Raw genomic sequence first — 17,724 nt, 5'->3', positions numbered from 1 at the left:
GCGCAGCCGCAGGCAGCCTGAAATATGCGCCGAGCCGTCATGTGCGGCGCATCAAAAGGGGATCGCCGTTGCCTGCCCCCAGCACCGGCCGAACGCGAGATTGAAACCGATGAAAAGCCACGTCCTGACCGTAACCTGCCAATCGACCCGCGGCATCGTCGCTGCGATCACCGGCTACCTCGCCGAGAAGGGGTGCTACATCTCCGATTCGTCGCAGTTCGACGATCTGGAGACGGGCCTGTTCTTCATGCGCCTGACCTTCCTGTCGCAGGAAGGCGTGTCGGAAGACGACATCAAGTCCGGCTTCGCTCCGGTCGCCAAGAAGTTCGCGATGACCTGGCGCTTCAACGACAGCGACGAGCGCATGAAGGTGCTGCTGATGGTCTCGCGCTTCGGCCATTGCCTCAACGACCTGCTCTACCGCTGGAAGATCGGCGCGCTGCCGATCGACATCGTCGGCGTCGTGTCGAACCACTTCGATTACCAGAAGGTCATCGTCAACCACGACATCCCCTTCCACCACATCAAGGTGACCAAGGAGAACAAGCCGCAGGCCGAGGCGCGGCTGATGGAAGTGGTCGAGCAGTCCGGGGCCGAGCTGATCGTGCTTGCCCGCTACATGCAGGTGCTGTCGGATGCGGTCTGCAAGAAGATGTCGGGCCGCATCATCAACATCCACCACTCGTTCCTGCCGTCGTTCAAGGGGGCGAACCCCTACAAGCAGGCCTTCGAGCGCGGCGTGAAGCTGATCGGCGCGACGGCGCACTATGTGACGGAAGACCTCGACGAGGGTCCGATCATCGAGCAGGACGTGGCGCGCATCACGCATGCGCAGTCGGCGGAGGACTATGTCTCGATCGGTCGCGACGTGGAGAGCCAGGTTCTGGCGCGCGCCGTGCATGCCCATATCCATCACCGCGTCTTCATGAACGGCAACAAGACCATCGTCTTCCCGCCGTCGCCAGGCTCCTACGCCTCCGAGCGCATGGGGTGACAAACGAAAAGGCCGGCGGAGACGCCGGCCTTTCTGCTTGATGGGGTGAGTTGCCTAGATACGCGCGCCAGCGAAGTGGGCGATCTGTGCGCCGAGTTCGTAGTAGCCCTCGCGCACCGAGCGGAAGGACTGGGCCTCCGGATCGGTGACCGGCAGCGGCAGGTCCATTTCGGCGATCTCGCCGGAAACGAGCTGGGCGAGCGTCCGGCCGAAAACGGTGCCGGGGGCGATGCCGCGGCCGTTATAGCCGGAAAAGCCGACGACATTGTCGGCGAGGCGATGGAAGCGCGGCAGGTTGTCGGTCGTCATGCCGATCTTGCCATACCATTCCGCCTCGAAGGCGACGTCGCCGATCTCGGGGAACAGTTTCTTCAGCGCGCGGCGCGCCCAGGCCTTGTGGATGCCGGTGCCGGTGCCGCGCAGCGCCCCGACGCTGCCGAAGACCAGCCGGCCACGCTTGTCGAAGCGGAAGGAAGAGAGAACTTCACGCGTATCCCAGGCGCCCTGCTTTTCCGGCAGGATCTTAGCCTGCATCTCCGCCGACAGCGGCACGGTGGCGAAGTTGAAATAGGGAAGATGCACGAGCTCGGCGCGCACCTCGTTCCACGGGGCGACGGTGTAAGCGTTCGTCGCGACCACCACCCAGTCCGCCGTCACCGAGCCGCCCGCGGTGTTGACCGTCCAGCGCTTGCCGTTCCGCTCGGCGCCCGTCACCGGGCTGCCGGTGAAGACGTTCGCGCCGGCGGCAATCGCGGCGCGGGCAAGGCCGCGCGCATAGGCGAGCGGCTGGATCGTGCCGGCGCGCATGTCGAGCAGCGAGCCCGTATAAGCTTCGGTGCCGACCTTGGCGGCCGTCTCGGCGGCATCCAGCAGGCGCACCGGCGCGCCGCGGCGCGCCCATTGCTCGGCGCGCTGCTTCAATTCGTCGAGGCCGGACTGGCCGACGGCGCAGTGCAGCGTGCCGGCCGGATTGATCTCGCAATCGATCTGGTGCTTCTCGACGAGGTCGAAGACGAGGCGCGGCGCATTGCCGAGCACTTCGAGCAGGCGGCTGCCGTAGAGGTCGCCGAGCACGCCGGGCAGTTCGTCCGGCATGACCCACATGCCGGCATTGACGAGGCCGACATTGCGGCCCGAGCCGCCATAGCCGATCTCGGCGCCTTCCAGCAGGATCACCCGCGTGCCGCGCTCGGCAAGGTGCAGCGCGGTCGAAAAGCCGGTATAGCCGCCGCCGACGATCACCACGTCCGCATCCGCCTTGCCGGAGAAGGCGACGGTTTGCGGGGCGGATGGGGCGGTCATCTCCCAGAGGCCATGGGAGCGCGGGTCGTTGAGCATGGTGGTCTGTCTTTTCGGAAGGAGGATGGTCATCGCACCATCGACGATGCGGCCCTTCCACTAAAGCAAAAAATCAGCACCGGGTCATGCCCCCTCCGCATGAAGGGGGCTTGTGCCCGTCATCTCGGAACCTGCTTGGCGATCCAGGCGCGAAAAGCCTGGCTCAGCGGGTTCTCCAGCTTTCCCTCGGGAACGACGAGATAATAGCTGTTCTCCATCTCCATCGGCCGGTCGAAGACGACGCAAAGGCGGCCGTTCGCAAGCTCCTGCTCGATCAGGTATTTCGGCAGCAGCGCGAAGCCGAGGCCGGCGACGGCCGATTCGATCACCATGGCGAACTGGTCGAAGCGGTGGCCGCGATAGGCGGTGTCGGCGGAGCCGCCGTTCAGCTCGAACCACTGCGCCCAGAGTTTCGGCCGCGTGGCGAGGTGCAGCAGCGGCGCCCGTTCCAGGTCCTTCGGCTCGGCAAGGTTCCAGGACTTCAGCAGTTCGGGGCTCGCCGCCGGCAGGATTTCCTCGCTGCAGAGATAGGAGCAGGCCGCGCGCGCCCAGACGGGCTGGCCGTAATGGATCGCGAGGTCAAAATTCTCCTCGTCGAAATCGAAAGGCGCCGAGCGCGAGGCGATGTTGATGATCGTGCCGGGATGCTCGGCAAGGAAGCCCGGAATGCGCGGCGTCAGCCAGCGGCTGCCGAAGGTCGGCAGCGTGGCGATGGCGAGGCTATGCTCGGAGGAAGCCGACGCCATGGCGCGCAGCATGGTCTCTTCCGTCTGGTGCAGCAGCTTGCGCACCTCCGGCAAGAAGCGACGGCCGTCGTCGGACAGCACGACGCGCTGGCGCACGCGCTCGAAGAGCAGCACGCCGAGCTGTTCCTCGAGGTCCTTGATCTGGCGGCTGACGGCGCTCTGGGTCAGGTTCAGCTCGTGCGCGGCTTGCGTGAAGCTGCCATGGCGGGCGGCGCATTCGAACGCCTGCAGCGTGGTGACGTCAGGGATCAGCCTGCGACTGAGCTTCATTCTTTCCTCGCATCAACATAGTCAGAACGGTCGCAATCGCTCAAGGAAACGATCCGGTATTATCCGTTTTGAGAATGAACAGGGCCTCCCTCCTTGTAAGATGAGACCGCTTCCCATGAAAGCAAATTCGTACATTTCCGCCGACAAGATCCGCTCGGATTTTTCCGCCGCCATGTCCGTCATGTATCGCGACGAGGTTCCGGCCTACGGCACGCTGATGTCGCTGGTCGCAAAGGTGAATGACGAGACGCTCGCCGCCGACCCGCATATGAAGACGCGCCTCGAAGCCACGGACTCGCTGGAGCGCATTTCCGAGGAGCGTCACGGTGCCATACGCCTCGGCACGCCGGAAGAACTTTCCATGATGCGCCGCGTCTTCGCGGTCATGGGCATGTTCCCGGTTGGCTACTACGACCTGTCGACGGCCGGCGTTCCCGTTCATTCCACCGCCTTCCGCCCGGTCGGCGCGGAAAGCCTCAGCCGCAACCCGTTCCGCGTCTTCACCTCGCTGCTCCGCCTCGATCTCATCGCGGACGAAGCGCTGCGCGCAGAAGCCGCTACGGTTCTCGCCGGCCGCAAGATCTTCACCAGCGCCGCTGTCGCCCTGGTCGAGAAGGCCGAGCGCGACGGCGGGCTGGACCGCACGGACGCCGCCCGCTTCGTCACCGAGGTGCTGGAGACCTTCCGCTGGCACGACCATGCCATCGTCAGCGCCGACATGTACAAGCGCCTGCACGACGCGCACCGCCTGATCGCCGACGTCGTGTCCTTCAAGGGACCGCACATCAATCACCTGACGCCGCGCACGCTCGACATCGACAAGGTGCAGGCGCGCATGCCGGAAGAGGGCATCGCCCCCAAGGCCATCGTCGAGGGCCCGCCGACCCGCACCTGCCCGATCCTGCTGCGCCAGACCTCGTTCAAGGCACTGGAAGAAGCCGTCTCCTTCATCGCGGAAGACGGCAGCTGGCAGAAGGGCTCGCACACCGCCCGCTTCGGCGAGATCGAACAGCGCGGCGTCGCGCTGACGCCGAAGGGCCGCGCGCTTTACGACCAGCTCCTGAACGACACCCGCGCCCGCGTGCGCCCGGCCGCCGACGGCTCCAACGCCGCCGAATACGAAGCCGCGCTCGCCGATGTCTTCAAGGCCTTCCCCGACACATGGGACGGCATCCGCAAGGCAGGCCTCGGCTATTTCCGCTATTGCCTGACGGAGAAGGGCAAGGCGGTCACCGGCCGCAACGCCGATCTCGAAACCGCCATCGAAGCCGGGTTGATCCAGTTCGACCCCATCGTCTACGAGGATTTCCTGCCGGTCAGCGCCGCGGGCATCTTCCAGTCGAATCTCGGCGACGACGCGACGCAGGATTTCGTCGCGAGCCCGAACCAGGTGATGTTCGAACGCGACATGGGCGCCACGGTACTGGACGAATTCGCCCACTATGCCGGCATCCAGCGCGCCTCGCTTGAAATGTGCCTCGGCATCGTCAACATGGCGGCAGCCGCGGAATAACGGACGGCAAAGGCCTTCCACGACAGATACACCCCGGACGGGAAGCGCAAGCGGACGGCCGGGGTGAAACCATTAAAGCGCCGGGCCTGCCGGGCGCCAAGAGACCCAAGAGACAACAGGGAGATACCCGATGACGAAAGTCGACGTGAAAACCGAAACCGCAGCCCTTCTCGACAAGCTCGGCGTTGCCCGCGCCGACTGGCAGGGTGGCGACATGGCCTCCTTCAGCCCGGTCAGCGGCGAGGAGATCGGCAAGCTGAAGACCGTCTCGGCCGCCGAGACGAACAAGGCCATCGATGCCGCCCACGAAGCCTTCAAGGCCTGGCGTCTCGTTCCGGCTCCCAAGCGCGGCGAACTGGTTCGCCTGCTCGGCGAAGAGCTGCGCGCCTCCAAGGCCGATCTCGGCCGCCTCGTCTCCATCGAGGCCGGCAAGATCACCTCCGAAGGCCTCGGCGAAGTGCAGGAAATGATCGACATCTGCGATTTCGCCGTCGGTCTCTCCCGCCAGCTCTACGGCCTGACGATCGCCACCGAGCGTCCCGGCCACCGCATGATGGAAACCTGGCACCCGCTCGGCGTCGTCGGCATCATCTCGGCCTTCAACTTCCCGGTCGCCGTCTGGTCGTGGAACGCGGCTCTGGCGCTCGTCGCCGGCAATTCCATCGTCTGGAAGCCCTCTGAAAAGACCCCGCTGACGGCGCTCGCCTGCCAGGCGATCTTCGAGCGCGCGCTTGCCCGCTTCGGCGATGCCCCGGCAAACCTGTCGATCGTCCTTATCGGCGACCGCACCATCGGTGAAGCCCTCGTCGACAACCACAAGGTCGCGCTCGTCTCGGCCACCGGCTCCACCCGCATGGGCAAGGAAGTCGGCCCGCGTCTCGCCAAGCGTTTCGCCCGCTCGATCCTCGAGCTCGGCGGCAACAATGCCGGCATCGTCTGCCCCTCGGCCGACCTCGACATGGCACTGCGCGCCATCGCCTTCGGCGCAATGGGCACCGCCGGCCAGCGCTGCACCACGCTGCGCCGCCTCTTCGTGCATGACAGCGTCTATGACCAGCTCGTTCCGCGCCTGAAGAAGGCCTATACCAGCGTTTCCGTCGGCAACCCGCTGGAAACCTCCGCTCTCGTCGGCCCGCTGGTCGACAAGCAGGCTTTCGACGGCATGCAGAAGGCAATCGCAGCGGCCAAGGCCGAGGGCGGTTCCGTCACCGGTGGCGAGCGCGTTGCCGAAGCCGGCAAGGACACGGCCTACTACGTCAAGCCCGCCATCGTCGAAATGCCGAAGCAGGCCGGCCCGGTTCTCGAAGAGACCTTCGCGCCGATCCTCTACGTCATGAAGTATTCCGACTTCGAAGCCGTGCTGGAAGACCACAACGCCGTTTCGGCCGGCCTCTCCTCGTCGATCTTCACGCTCAACGTTCAGGAAGCCGAGCGCTTCCTGTCGGCCGACGGTTCGGACTGCGGCATCGCCAATGTCAACATCGGCACCTCGGGCGCTGAAATCGGCGGCGCATTCGGCGGCGAGAAGGAAACCGGCGGCGGCCGCGAATCCGGCTCCGACGCCTGGAAGGCCTATATGCGCCGCGCCACCAACACGGTGAACTATTCGAAGGCCCTGCCGCTCGCCCAGGGCGTCTCCTTCGATATCGAGTAAGCGGCCATGACCGTATCCACCAAGATCGAGGAGGCGGGCTTCGTGCCCGCCTCGCGCATCGCCGCCATCGGCGTTTCGAAAATCCTGCAGATCGGCGCCCGCGCCGCTGCCATGAAGAAGGAAGGCCTGCCGGTCATCATCCTCGGCGCCGGCGAGCCTGACTTCGACACGCCCGACAACGTCAAGGCCGCCGCCAAGGCCGCCATCGACAAGGGCGACACCAAATACACCGCGCTCGACGGCACGCCGGAGCTGAAGAAGGCGATTTCCGAAAAATTCCGCCGCGAGAACAACGTTGATTACGCAATCGACGAAGTCACCGTCGCGACGGGCGCCAAGCAGATCCTCTTCAACGCCTTCATGGCGAGCGTCAATCCGGGCGACGAGGTGATCATCCCGACGCCCTACTGGACGTCCTATTCCGACATCGTGGAGATCTGCGGCGGCGTGCCGGTGCTGATCCCCTGCGACGCGGAAGCCGGCTTCCGCCTGAAGGCCGAACAGCTCGAAAAGGCGATCACACCGAAGACGCGCTGGGTGCTCTTCAACTCGCCGTCCAACCCGTCGGGCGCGGCCTACAGCGAAGCGGACTACCGCCCGCTGCTCGACGTGCTGCTGCGTCATCCGCATGTCTGGCTGATGGTCGACGACATGTACGAGCACATCGTCTATGACGGCTTCAAATTCGTGACCCCGGTCGCCATCGAACCGCGCCTGAAAAGCCGCGCGCTGACGATCAACGGCGTCTCGAAGGCCTATGCGATGACCGGCTGGCGCATCGGCTATGCCGGTGGTCCCAAGGCGCTGATCAAGGCCATGGCCGTGATCCAGAGCCAGGCGACCTCCTGCCCGTCTTCGGTCAGCCAGGCCGCTTCGGTCGAAGCGCTGAACGGCCCCCAGGACTTCCTGAAGGACCGCCAGGCGAGCTTCAAGCATCGCCGCGACCTCGTCGTCTCCGCACTCAACGCCATTCCCGGCCTTGCCTGCCGCACCCCGGAAGGCGCGTTCTACACCTTCTCCGGCTGCGCCGGCGTGATCGGCAAGACAACGCCGAAGGGCAAGCGCATCGAGGCCGACAGCGACTTCACGGACTACCTCCTCGAAGACGCGAATGTCGCCGTCGTCCCGGGCTCGGCCTTCGGCCTCTCGCCCTTTTTCCGCATCTCCTACGCCACGTTGGAAGCGGAACTGACGGAAGCGCTGAAGCGCATCGCGGACGCCTGCGCACGGCTTTCCTGAGCCGCCACGCACCTCGCCTTTCCGACCCGCCGCAGCCAGCCTGCGGCGGGTTTTTCTTTGCCGAAACGTCTGCTTGACCCGGCCCCGGGGGCCGGCCGCATAAGAGGGTGGTGAACGACAGGGAGGTGATTCGTGCGCAGGTCCAGCCTTCATCTGACCGCCGCCGAGGCGGCAAGGGAACTCGGCGTCTCGGCCAAGGCGCTCCGGCTCTACGAGCAGAATGGATTGCTGACCCCGCTGCGCACCACCGCCGGCTGGCGGATATACGGCCCGTCCGAACTGGCGCGCGCAAGAGAGGTTGCCGCCCTGCGGCGGCTCGGGATGGGGCTTACGCAGATCAAGGGTGTCCTGTCGGCTGGCGGTAGCCTCGATACCGCGCTTGCCGCCCATCAGGCGGGTCTCGAAAGCCAGATCGGCCGGATGGCCGAGACGGTTCAATCCGTCGAGGCGGCGCGAAAGAAGGTGGCGTCGGCCGTAGAGGCGGCCGTCTCGCTGGATTTGCCCTGGCCATGGGGTGGCGAGCGGTTCGAGCTCCCGGCCCTGAAACCCCTCACCTACATCACCGGTCCTCTGGGGAGCGGCAAGACACGGTTGGCGCTGGCGATTTCGGAAGCCCTGCCGGATGCCGCCTTTATCGGGCTGGAGCGGCAGGTGGACGGCGATGCGGTGGTAGAGGCGCGAAGCGACAGTCATCTTCACCGGCTTCTGGGACAGGGTGCGAACTTCTCGCCGGCCTTGGCGGCCTTGCTCTTCGCCGTCGAGGCCTCGGAGGCGGCAGTCCTTGTCATCGATATGGTGGAGCAAGGGCTGGATCAGGTCACGCAGCAGGCGTTGCGGCGCTATCTGCGAAGCCGGCCTTTCGGGGAGCGTCCGCTTTTCCTGCTCACGCGCTCCTCGTCGATGCTCGATCTTGCCGATATGTCCGCGGACGAAACCATCCTCTACTGCCCGGCAAATCACGACATGCCGATGATCGTGCCGCCGCGCAAGGGCGCGCGGGGCTACGAGGCGGTCGCGACATGCCTTGCGACGCCGGCCGTGCGGTCGCGGACGGAGGGCGTGATCGCCTTTCGGCCGAGCGCCGCCTGATGCCAAAAGAAAAGGGGCCTCGCAGGAGGCCCCATTTTTATTGGTTTGCGCCTTTGTGGCGTTCTTTGCTTCCCCGCGGCTGGGCCACGATGCGAAAACGCCCCGGTTTGGCCGGGGCGTTGAAGAGGTCGGGAAAATCAGGCGGCGTGCGCGCCGCGGTTTTCCTGGGCGTAGTAGTGGCCGAAGCGGTTGGCGAGGAAGGCCTCGAGGGCGATTTCTTCCTGGCGTACGAAGCCTTCGGCGCGCAGCGAACCGTCAGCCAGCATGTCGAGCACGGCGCAGATCGAGCCGGCCGTCGTGATCTGGATGGCGGAATGCAGGGCGCCGGCGACCGGGGCGCTGTAGACCTTGTTGGCGTAGGTTTCCTGGATCAGGCGACCGCCCTTGCGACCGGAAACGGTCACGAAGATGATCACGACGTCCTGCGTGGTGGTCGGCAGGGCGTTTTCGAAGATGTCCTTGAGGACTTCGCGGCGGTGACGCAGGCCGAGGTCGTTGAGCAGCGCCTTCATGATGGCGGCGTGGCCCGGATAGCGGATCGTGCGGTAGTTCAGCGTGCGAACCTTGCCCTTCAGCGTCTCGCAGAGCGTGCCGAGGCCGCCCGAGGTGTTGAAGGCTTCGTAGGTGACGCCGTCGAGCGAGAATTCTTCACGCTCTTCGAGGGCCGGAACCTCGATCAGCGAGCCTTCGACGATGGCTTCGCAGGGCTCGATATATTCGTTGATGACGCCGTCCGTGCTCCAGGTCAGGTTATAGTTGAGAGCGTTGGACGGGTACTGCGGCAGGGCGCCGACGCGCATGCGCACGCTGTCGAGCGTGTCGAAGCGGCTTGCGAGGTCATTGGCGACGATGGAGATGAAGCCCGGTGCGAGGCCGCACTGCGGAATGAAGGCCGTCTTGGCGTTCGCGGCGATGCGCTTGACCTGGCGGGTGGATTCGACGTCTTCCGTGAGGTCGAGATAGTGCACGCCGGCAGCGGCGGCAGCTTCGGCGATGGCGACCGTCAGGTGGTAGGGGGCAGCCGAGAGAACGGCGAACTTGCCGGTGAGCAGCGCCTTCATGGCGACGGCGTCGGCGATGTCGACGACGACGGTCGAAACGGCATCGTGCTTCTCGATGGCGGCGAGCTGGTCTTCCGAGCGGTCGGCGACGGTGACGCGGTAGTCTCCGCAATGGGCCAGCATGCGCGCGATGGTCGAGCCGATCTTGCCTGCGCCGATGACGACGATGTCCTTCATGTGATTACCCTCCGGCATGAATTGATGCACTTATTTTGAGGGGAGGGGCTGTCGATTTAAAGCGCCATATCTGGCATAATGCGTTATCATTATCGGCAGAACGACGGTGAAAATGAGCATTTCGACGCTAGGCGCCAAGGATCGCGCGCTTCTGGCCATCCTCAGCGAGAACGCCCGCGAACAGACGGCGACCATCGCCCGCAAGCTGGGCCTGTCGCGCACGACCGTGCAGGCGAAGATCGACCGGCTGGAGCGCGACGGCGTGATCGCCGGCTACGGCGTCAAGCTTTCCGACGCCTATGAGAGCGGCATGGTGAAGGCCCATGTGCTGATCACCATCGCGCCCAAGACCCTCGCCCGCATCACGACGGAGCTGCACGCCATTTCCGCCGTGCGCACGCTGCATTCGGTGAGCGGCAGCTTCGATCTCATCGCCGTGGTCGAGGCGGCGTCCATTGCGGAACTCGACCACCTGATCGACCGCATCGGCGCCATCGACGGCGTGGAGCGCACGCTGTCGTCGATCATCCTGTCGACGCGGATCAGGCGATAAAGCGCTCCGGCCGGTACGGCCCGATATTGATCACCGTGCGCTCGCCCAGCATCTTTTCCGCCAGCACGCGGCCGGTGATGGGGCCGAGGGTCATGCCGTGGTGGGCATGGCCGAAGGCGAACCAGAGACCGGCATGGCGTGGGGCCTTGCCGATGACCGGCATCATGTCCGGCGTGCAGGGGCGGGCGCCCATCCACGGTTCCTCGTCGCGCCGTTCGGCGAGCGGGAAGAATTCGCGGGCGACCTTTTCGGCGCGGCGAAGCTGGACCGGGGTTTTGCGCGTGTCGCGCCTGGCGAACTCCGCGCCGGTGGTGAGGCGGATGCCGCGCAGCATGGGGGCGAGGAAATAGCCGCGCTCGGCGTCGAGCACCCAGTTGTTGAGCGTCGCGCCCTCTTCCGCGCCGTAATGCATGTGGTAGCCGCGCTTGACGGCGAGCGGGAAGCGATAGCCGAGCTTGCGCGTCACCGTATCGGCCCAGGGGCCGAGCGCGACGACGACGTCCCTTGCTTCCAGCGGTCCCTCGGGCGTCGCGATGCGCCAGCCTTCGCCTTCAAGCACATGTTCGATGGTCGCCGCGTCGCCGGATTTCAATTCGCCGCCGAGGGACTGGAAATAGGCGAGGTAGCGCTTGAGGAGGCTCTGGGGATCGCGGATCGACCATGGGTCGGTCCAGCGCAGGCCGCCGGTCAGTTCCGCGCGGATATGCGGTTCGGCGGCGGCCACTTCCGCCGTCGTCAGCTTCTGGTGGTTGACGCCGAAATTGGCCGAAAGCTTTTCCGCCTCCGCATAGGCCTTGTCCCGCTCCTTCTCCGTGCGAAAGACCTTCATCCAGCCGTCCTTGCGGATGAGGTCGTCGGCACCGGAGGCGGCGATGAGGTCGGCGTGTTCGCTGATCGAATGTTCGATGAGCGGGGCATAGAGATGGGCGATGCTCTGGTGCTGGCGGAAGCCGGAATGCCACCAGTAGCGGGCGAGGAAGGGAATGATGCTCGGGATCGCCGAGGGGTGATAATGGGCGTCGATGGTGTTGTTCAGCGCGTAGCGGAAGAGCGCGCCGAAATCGTGCGGGAAGCCGTAAGGGAAGACGCCCTCGCGCTGGATGAGGCCGGCATTGCCGTAGGAGGTTTCCTCGGCCGGGCCGCGGCGGTCGATCATCACCACCTTCTTGCCGCGCCGGGCCAGATGGATCGCCGCCGAAATGCCGACCACGCCCGCGCCGAGAACAATCACATCCGCCTTCATCTGCCATTCCCCCTGTTGCCCGGCCTTTGGCCGGTGCGTTTATTGTCCTGCAAGTTTCAAGAGATTCTCGATGGCCGAACGCTCGAAACCGCCGATGCCCTCGGAAATGTCGGCCTTGATCGCCGTGGCCACGGCGTCCTCGTCGCGCTTGCGCAGCGCCTCGATGGCCTCCTGGTGGCGATCGACGAAATAGAGCTGGGCGACATGCTCCATGGCGATGCCGAGGAAGGGGCCGAGCTGGAGCCAGATGCTCTCCACCATCGGCATGATCACCTGCTCGGGATTGGCGGTGTATAGCGTGCGATGGAATTCCTGGTTCAGGAGGAGGGCGGTGCCGTTGTCCTTGCGGGCGATGGCCTCGTCCTGCGCGCGGTCGATCTCGGCGAGCTGGTCGATGCGGCGCTCGGTGATATGCGGCACGGCCCGGCGGGCGGCGTGCTGCTCCAGCATGGAGCGCAGCGAGACGAGTTCGCTGAAACGGTCCGCCGTCATGCGCGGCACCATGATGCGGCGATTGTCGAGCACGCGCAGCGCGCCTTCCGCGGAGAGACGGCGCAGCGCCTCGCGCACCGGCGTCGGGCTGCTCTCCATCGCCTCGGCAATGCCGCGGATGGTCAGCGATTCGCCGGGGCGGATCGAGCCGACCATGATGGCCTGGCGCAGGCGGCGATGCGCATATTCATGCGTCGTCATGCCTTCCGGCCGCTCCAGCGATTCCAGCGCCAAGTTGCCCAATCCATACCTCCTGTGAAAGGCTGTCGGGTGCCAGCCTGTCCTTCGTGACAGGTTCTAGCAGCTTGACCCGTGACAAGAAAGTGTGCATATCTGGAAAATGTGATCACAAAAATAATTATGTGATACGGAAGGGGATTTGACGTGACTGACGATTCCAACTGGCTGATCAATGCCGATGGCGTGGAGAGCATCCAGGCCGTCGTCTGCGACCTGAACGGCATTCTGCGCGGCAAGCGCGTGCCGGTAGGGCAGGCGGAAAAGGTGCTGAAGGGCGGTATCCGCATGCCGCTGTCCATCGTCGGCGTCGATGTGTGGGGTGAGGATATCGTCGGCTCGAGCCACGTCTTCGCCTCGGGCGACATGGACGGCATCTGCGCGGCGACCGGCCGCGGGCCGCTGCCCGTCAGCTGGACGCTGAAGCCTTCCGCCGTCGTGCCGCTCTGGCTGTTCAAGGAGAGCGGCGAGCCGTTCCTTGCCGATCCGCGTCAGGCGCTCGCCAATATCGTGCGGCAGTATAACGAGCTGGGCCTTCGCCCGGTCGTCGCCTCGGAAATGGAATTCTACCTGATCGACGCCGAGCCGGATCATGCCGAGCCGCCGATCTCGCCCTATACCGGCAAGCGCCTCGATTCCGACGCCATCCTCTCCATCGACGAACTCGACGATTTCGGCCAGTTCTTCTCCGACGTCTATGCGGAATGCGAGCGGCAGAACGTGCCGGCGGATTCGGCCGTCGCGGAAAACGGCATCGGCCAGTTCGAAATCAACCTGATGCATTCCGACGATCCGTTGAAAGCGGCCGACGACGCGCTGTTCTTCAAGCGCATCGTCAAGGGCATCGCGCGCAAGCACGGCTTTGCCGCCACCTTCATGGCCAAGCCCTACGGCATGCGCTCGGGCAGCGGCATGCACATGCATTTCAGCGTGATCGACGAGGACGGCAACAATGTCTTCGACGACGGCACGGCGGAAGGCTCGGCCATCATGAAACATGCCGTCGCCGGCCTGACGCGCGGCATGGCGGAATCGACCCTGCTCTTCGCCCCGCACTACAATTCCTATCGCCGCCTGCGCCCGGACACCCATGCGCCGACCTCGATTTCCTGGGGCTATGAGAACCGCACGGCCGCCATCCGCATTCCGGGCGGCAACAACAAGGCGCGGCGCATCGAGCACCGTGTCGCCGGCGCCGACGCCAACCCCTATCTCGTCATGGCCGCCATTCTCGGCGCTGCCCTCGTCGGCATCCGCAACAAGTGGGAGCCGCCGGCGCCGGTCTCGGGCCGGGCCTATCTTTCGCAGTTGCCGCGCATTCCCAGCGAATGGGGCTCTGCCGTCACCGCCTTCGAGAACGGCTCGATCGTCTCGGAAATCTTCGATGCGGATCTCCGCTCCATGCTGATCGCCTGCAAGCGGCAGGAAATCGCCGGTTTCGCCGAACAGGTGACCGACTTCGAATTCAGCGCCTACCTGGAAATCGTCTGATGGCCAACAAAGCTTCCTATGCCGGCAACGGCGAATATCCCGACAGCTACTACGCTGCTTCCCGCAACATCATCCGCACGCCGAAGGTGCTGGAGGGCGCGGTCACGGCCGATGTCGCCGTGCTCGGCGCCGGCTATTCCGGCCTCTCCACCGCCATCCACCTTGCCGAAAAGGGCTACAAGGTCGTGATGGTGGAAGGCGCCGGCATCGGCTGGGGCGCGTCCGGGCGCAATGGCGGCCAGCTCGTCAATGGCCTCAATGCCAGCCTCGACACGATCAAGCGCCGCTACGGCGACGAGGCCGGCGCCTTCATCGGCGGTCTGGTGCAGGAAGGCGGCAAGATCATCCGCCGCCTCGTTTCGCAGTACCAGATCGACTGTGACCTGAAGAATGGCAATATCTACGCCGCCTATACGCCCGCCCATATGAAGGAGCTGGAGCACAAGAAGGCGCTGTGGAAGAGCTACGGCATGGACGATTACCAGTTGCTGGACAAGGCTGCCATGCAGAAGCTGGTGAATACCGACGCCTATATCGGCGGCATGCTGGACACGAGCGGCGGCCACATGCACCCGCTCAACCTGACCCTCGGCGAGGCGAAGGCGCTGGAATCGCTCGGCGGCGTGATCTACGAACAGTCGCCCGTCATCCGCGTCGAGCATGAGGCGGAAAAGCCCGTCATTCATACCGCGAAAGGCAGCGTGACGGCGAATGCCGCCGTGCTTTGCGGCAACGCCTATCTCGGCCATGTCGTGCCGAAGCTCGTCTCGCGCGTCATGCCGGTTTCGACCCAGATGATCGCCACCGAGCCGCTGGGTGATCGCGCCGATGCACTGATCCCGAGCGACATGTGCGTGGAGGACGTGCGCTACATCCTCGACTATTTCCGCCTCTCGGCCGACAAGCGCATGATCTTCGGCGGCGGCACCGTCTATGGCGGCACGGACCCGGCCGACGTCAGGGCGAAAATCCGCCCGAACCTCGAAAAAGTCTTCCCGTCGCTGAAGGGCGTGAAGATCGACTATGCCTGGAGCGGCAATTTCGCGCTCTCCTTCTCGCGCGTGCCGCAGATGGGCAAGATCGGAAAGAACACCTATTTCGCCCATGGCTACAGCGGTCACGGCGTCACCGGCTCGCATCTCTTCGGCCAGATCCTGAGCGAAGCGATTCACGGCGATCTGTCGCGCTTCAACCAGTTCGAGAAGCTGCCCTGGATTCCCTTCCCGGGCGGTCGCATGTTCCGTGCGCAGTATTCGACCATCGGTTCCTGGTGGTACCAGTTCAAGGATGCCTTCGGTCTTTGAGGGCAATGCCTAAAACAGAAACGCCCGGCTTTCGCCGGGCGTTTTCGTCTGAGCTGGAGGTGCTCAGTGCCTTGCCGGCAGGCGCGGCAGGAAGATGGTGAGGATGCCGAGCAGCGGCATGTACGAGCAGAGCTTGTAGACATAGTCGATGCCGTGGCTGTCGGCGACGCCGCCGAGCAGGGCGGCGGCAAGGCCGCCCGCGCCGAAGGAGAAGCCGAAGAAGATGCCGGCGATCAGCCCGACGCGGCCCGGCACCAGTTCCTGCGCGAAGACGACGATGGCGGAGAAGGCCGAGGAGAAGATCAGGCCGATCAGCACCGTCAGCACGCCCGTCCAGAACAGGTTCGCATAGGGCAGCATCAGCGCGAAGGGGATGACACCGAGGATCGAGAACCAGATCACGAAGCGCGCGCCGAAGCGGTCGCCGATCGGGCCGCCCAGGAAGACGCCGACTGCCGAGGAGCCGAGGAAGAGGAACAGCATCAACTGCGCATCGCGCACGTCGAGGCCGAAGCGGCCGATCGTGTAGAAGGTGAAGTAGCTGGAGAGGCTGGAGAGATAGGCGTTCTTCGTGGTCGTCAGAACGATGAGCACGATGAGCGCCCAGGCGACCCGGCCGCGCGGCAGCGGCAGCGTGCGGCTGATGGCGGGGCGGCTTGCGGCGTTGCGGCGCTCGCCGGCATACCAGTTGCCGACCCAGGTCAGGATCATCATGCCGATCAGCGCCACCGCCGAGAACCAGGCGACGCTCGTCTGGCCGAAGGGCAGCACGATGAAGGCGGCAAGCAGCGGGCCGATTGCCGTGCCGGCATTGCCGCCGACCTGGAACATGGACTGCGCAAGGCCATGCCGCCCGCCGGAGGCAAGGCGTGCGACGCGCGAGGATTCGGGATGGAAGATCGCCGAGCCGAGACCGATCATGCAGGCGCCGAGGACCAGCATGGGGAAGGAATGCGCATAGGCGAGCAGGATGAGCCCGACGAAACTGCTGCCCATGCCGACCGGCAGGGAGAAGGGCATCGGCCAGCGGTCCGTCACCATGCCGATGGCCGGCTGCAGCAGCGAGGCCGTGACCTGGAAGGCCATGGTCAGAAGGCCGATCTGCACGAAGTCGAGCGCGTAGTTCTCCTTCAGCAGCGGATAGATCGACGTCAGCAGCGACTGCATGATGTCGTTCAGCATGTGGCAGGCGCTGACCGCGATGATGACGGAATAGGTGGTGGCGGCAGCGGCGCTACGGGGCGCCGCGGGAACGACAGTCGACATGGTTGCCTCGAAAGATGAGATGCCCGGCTCGGCATTTTTTGCTCAAATACAAGGATTGCTTGCGGCCTGCTTTTGTGCTGAGGTCCATTTCTTACGCGAGTGGGCCAAAATGGAAAAACTGACCGCAGCGCGCCTCAAGGCGCTGGACGAGGACCACGTCCATAACCTCGCCCGCATGGAGCAGTCGAACGAGGACGTTCTGGTCCACAGTTCGGATATTCCGGGCGGCTATACCGTGCCGCCGCACCGGCATCGCCGCACGCAGTTCCTCTGCGTCTTCTCCGGTGTCGTGCTGGTGGCGACGGGGCGCGGGCGCTGGATGATCCCGCCCGGCCATGCGCTGCTGATCCCCCGCGGCCTCGAACATTCGGTCGAAATGTACAGCGATGTCAGCATGCGCTCGGTCTATATCTATTCGCCGGAGGGCCGGGCCGCCTCGCAGGAGCCGACCGTGCTCGAAGTCACCGACCTTGCCCGCCAGCTCATCACCGAGGCCGTGCGCAAGGGGGCGATGGCGGAGGATCGCGCGCGGGCCGAACTTGTGATGGCGCTGCTTCTGGACGAGATCGGCCGGCTGCCCGAGCGCCGCCTCGGCCTGCCTTTCCCGGAAAGCGGGCGGCTTGCCGGCCTCTGCCGCGATTTCGTCGAGCAGCCTTCGCCGACGGTGAAGATCGACGACTGGGCGCGGCGTCTCAACATGAGCCGGCGCACCTTCACCCGTTTCTTCCGGCAGGAAATGGGCGTCAGCTTCGTCACCTGGCGGCAGCAGGCCTGCCTGTTCGCCTGCCTGCCGCGCCTTGCGGCCGGCGAGCCGGTGACGCGCGTGGCGCTCGATGCCGGCTACGAGAGCGTGCCGGCCTTCACCACCATGTTCAAGCGCATGCTCGGCACCTCGCCGCGCGTCTATCTCACCGATCGCAAGGCCGCCTGAGCGCGACGTCTCAAAAAGACCGGCAAAGGACGCGATCCGGGGACTGTATTCCGCCGGCTTTTGGGATTAGGAAGAGGTGCGGGACCCAAACAGGGCCGCGAACCGGGAGCGCAAGCCGCACGGGAG

15 protein-coding genes are annotated in these 17,724 nt (G+C 65.1%); 9 read left to right on the top strand and 6 right to left on the bottom strand.

Features of this window, described 5'->3' with window-relative positions; genetic code table 11:
- Positions 1-109: 109 nt before the first annotated feature.
- Positions 110-994, top strand: coding sequence for a formyltetrahydrofolate deformylase (gene purU, locus MOE34_RS19205; RefSeq protein ID WP_242218965.1), 885 nt, complete (start codon positions 110-112; stop codon positions 992-994).
- 54 nt (positions 995-1,048) lie between these two features.
- Here purU and MOE34_RS19200 read toward each other — a convergent pair whose 3' ends face one another.
- Both MOE34_RS19200 and MOE34_RS19195 read right to left on the bottom strand, forming a co-directional pair.
- On the bottom strand, positions 1,049-2,332 hold the full coding sequence (locus tag MOE34_RS19200; protein ID WP_242224136.1) for an NAD(P)/FAD-dependent oxidoreductase: 1,284 nt from the start codon (positions 2,330-2,332) through the stop codon (positions 1,049-1,051).
- A 119-nt stretch (positions 2,333-2,451) separates the two neighbouring features.
- Complete coding sequence (locus tag MOE34_RS19195) at positions 2,452-3,348, bottom strand: LysR family transcriptional regulator (RefSeq protein ID WP_242218964.1); 897 nt, start codon at positions 3,346-3,348, stop codon at positions 2,452-2,454.
- Positions 3,349-3,463: 115 nt separating this feature from the next.
- Between MOE34_RS19195 and hglS the strand changes: the two genes are divergently transcribed.
- The 4 genes from hglS to MOE34_RS19175 all read left to right on the top strand — a co-directional run bounded on the left by hglS (position 3,464) and on the right by MOE34_RS19175 (position 8,843).
- Positions 3,464-4,861 (top strand): 2-oxoadipate dioxygenase/decarboxylase HglS, encoded by a 1,398-nt coding sequence (hglS, locus tag MOE34_RS19190; RefSeq protein ID WP_242218962.1) that lies wholly within the window; start codon positions 3,464-3,466, stop codon positions 4,859-4,861.
- 130 nt (positions 4,862-4,991) lie between these two features.
- The gene (gene amaB, locus MOE34_RS19185; protein WP_160787632.1) at positions 4,992-6,515 is read left to right on the top strand and encodes an L-piperidine-6-carboxylate dehydrogenase; all 1,524 of its coding nucleotides are present in this window, start codon (positions 4,992-4,994) and stop codon (positions 6,513-6,515) included.
- A gap of 6 nt (positions 6,516-6,521) precedes the next feature.
- A complete protein-coding gene (locus MOE34_RS19180) occupies positions 6,522-7,754 on the top strand; it encodes a pyridoxal phosphate-dependent aminotransferase (RefSeq protein ID WP_160787633.1) in 1,233 nt (410 codons plus the stop codon).
- 132 nt (positions 7,755-7,886) lie between these two features.
- Positions 7,887-8,843 carry a MerR family transcriptional regulator gene (locus MOE34_RS19175; RefSeq protein WP_160787634.1) on the top strand — a complete coding sequence of 319 codons (957 nt, stop codon included), beginning with the start codon at positions 7,887-7,889 and terminating at the stop codon, positions 8,841-8,843.
- Between the two features lie 137 nt (positions 8,844-8,980).
- On the opposite strand, the gene MOE34_RS19170 is transcribed toward MOE34_RS19175, so the two are convergent.
- On the bottom strand, positions 8,981-10,081 hold the full coding sequence (locus MOE34_RS19170) for a saccharopine dehydrogenase family protein (protein WP_160787635.1): 1,101 nt from the start codon (positions 10,079-10,081) through the stop codon (positions 8,981-8,983).
- 112 nt (positions 10,082-10,193) lie between these two features.
- Here MOE34_RS19170 and MOE34_RS19165 point away from each other — a divergent pair, with 112 nt between their 5' ends.
- The gene (locus MOE34_RS19165; RefSeq protein WP_160787636.1) at positions 10,194-10,634 is read left to right on the top strand and encodes an Lrp/AsnC family transcriptional regulator; all 441 of its coding nucleotides are present in this window, start codon (positions 10,194-10,196) and stop codon (positions 10,632-10,634) included.
- Here the strand turns inward: MOE34_RS19165 and MOE34_RS19160 are convergent.
- On the bottom strand, positions 10,624-11,877 hold the full coding sequence (locus tag MOE34_RS19160; protein WP_160787637.1) for an NAD(P)/FAD-dependent oxidoreductase: 1,254 nt from the start codon (positions 11,875-11,877) through the stop codon (positions 10,624-10,626). The genes MOE34_RS19165 and MOE34_RS19160 overlap by 11 nt on opposite strands.
- Before the next feature lie 39 nt (positions 11,878-11,916).
- Positions 11,917-12,612: a GntR family transcriptional regulator gene (locus tag MOE34_RS19155; protein WP_380735582.1), complete on the bottom strand. Its 696-nt coding sequence runs from the start codon at positions 12,610-12,612 to the stop codon at positions 11,917-11,919.
- 141 nt (positions 12,613-12,753) lie between these two features.
- On the opposite strand from MOE34_RS19155, the gene MOE34_RS19150 reads away from it, so the two are divergent.
- Together MOE34_RS19150 and MOE34_RS19145 are read left to right on the top strand one after the other, a co-directional pair.
- A complete protein-coding gene (locus MOE34_RS19150; RefSeq protein WP_160787638.1) occupies positions 12,754-14,097 on the top strand; it encodes a glutamine synthetase family protein in 1,344 nt (447 codons plus the stop codon).
- Positions 14,097-15,401, top strand: a complete 1,305-nt coding sequence (locus MOE34_RS19145; RefSeq protein ID WP_160787639.1) for an NAD(P)/FAD-dependent oxidoreductase — start codon at positions 14,097-14,099, stop codon at positions 15,399-15,401. Before MOE34_RS19150 ends, MOE34_RS19145 begins: the two co-directional genes overlap by 1 nt.
- Before the next feature lie 63 nt (positions 15,402-15,464).
- Here MOE34_RS19145 and MOE34_RS19140 read toward each other — a convergent pair whose 3' ends face one another.
- Positions 15,465-16,667: an MFS transporter gene (locus MOE34_RS19140; protein ID WP_160787640.1), complete on the bottom strand. Its 1,203-nt coding sequence runs from the start codon at positions 16,665-16,667 to the stop codon at positions 15,465-15,467.
- A gap of 109 nt (positions 16,668-16,776) precedes the next feature.
- Between MOE34_RS19140 and MOE34_RS19135 the strand changes: the two genes are divergently transcribed.
- Entirely contained in the window at positions 16,777-17,598 is an 822-nt protein-coding gene (locus tag MOE34_RS19135) for an AraC family transcriptional regulator (protein WP_160787641.1), read from the top strand.
- Positions 17,599-17,724 lie beyond the last annotated feature (126 nt).

The sequence above is a fragment of the Shinella zoogloeoides genome (genome assembly GCF_022682305.1).
Lineage (GTDB): Bacteria > Pseudomonadota > Alphaproteobacteria > Rhizobiales > Rhizobiaceae > Shinella > Shinella zoogloeoides_B.
The sequence above is the reverse complement of the archived record's forward strand: the minus strand, read 5'-3'. Positions and strand labels throughout refer to the sequence as shown.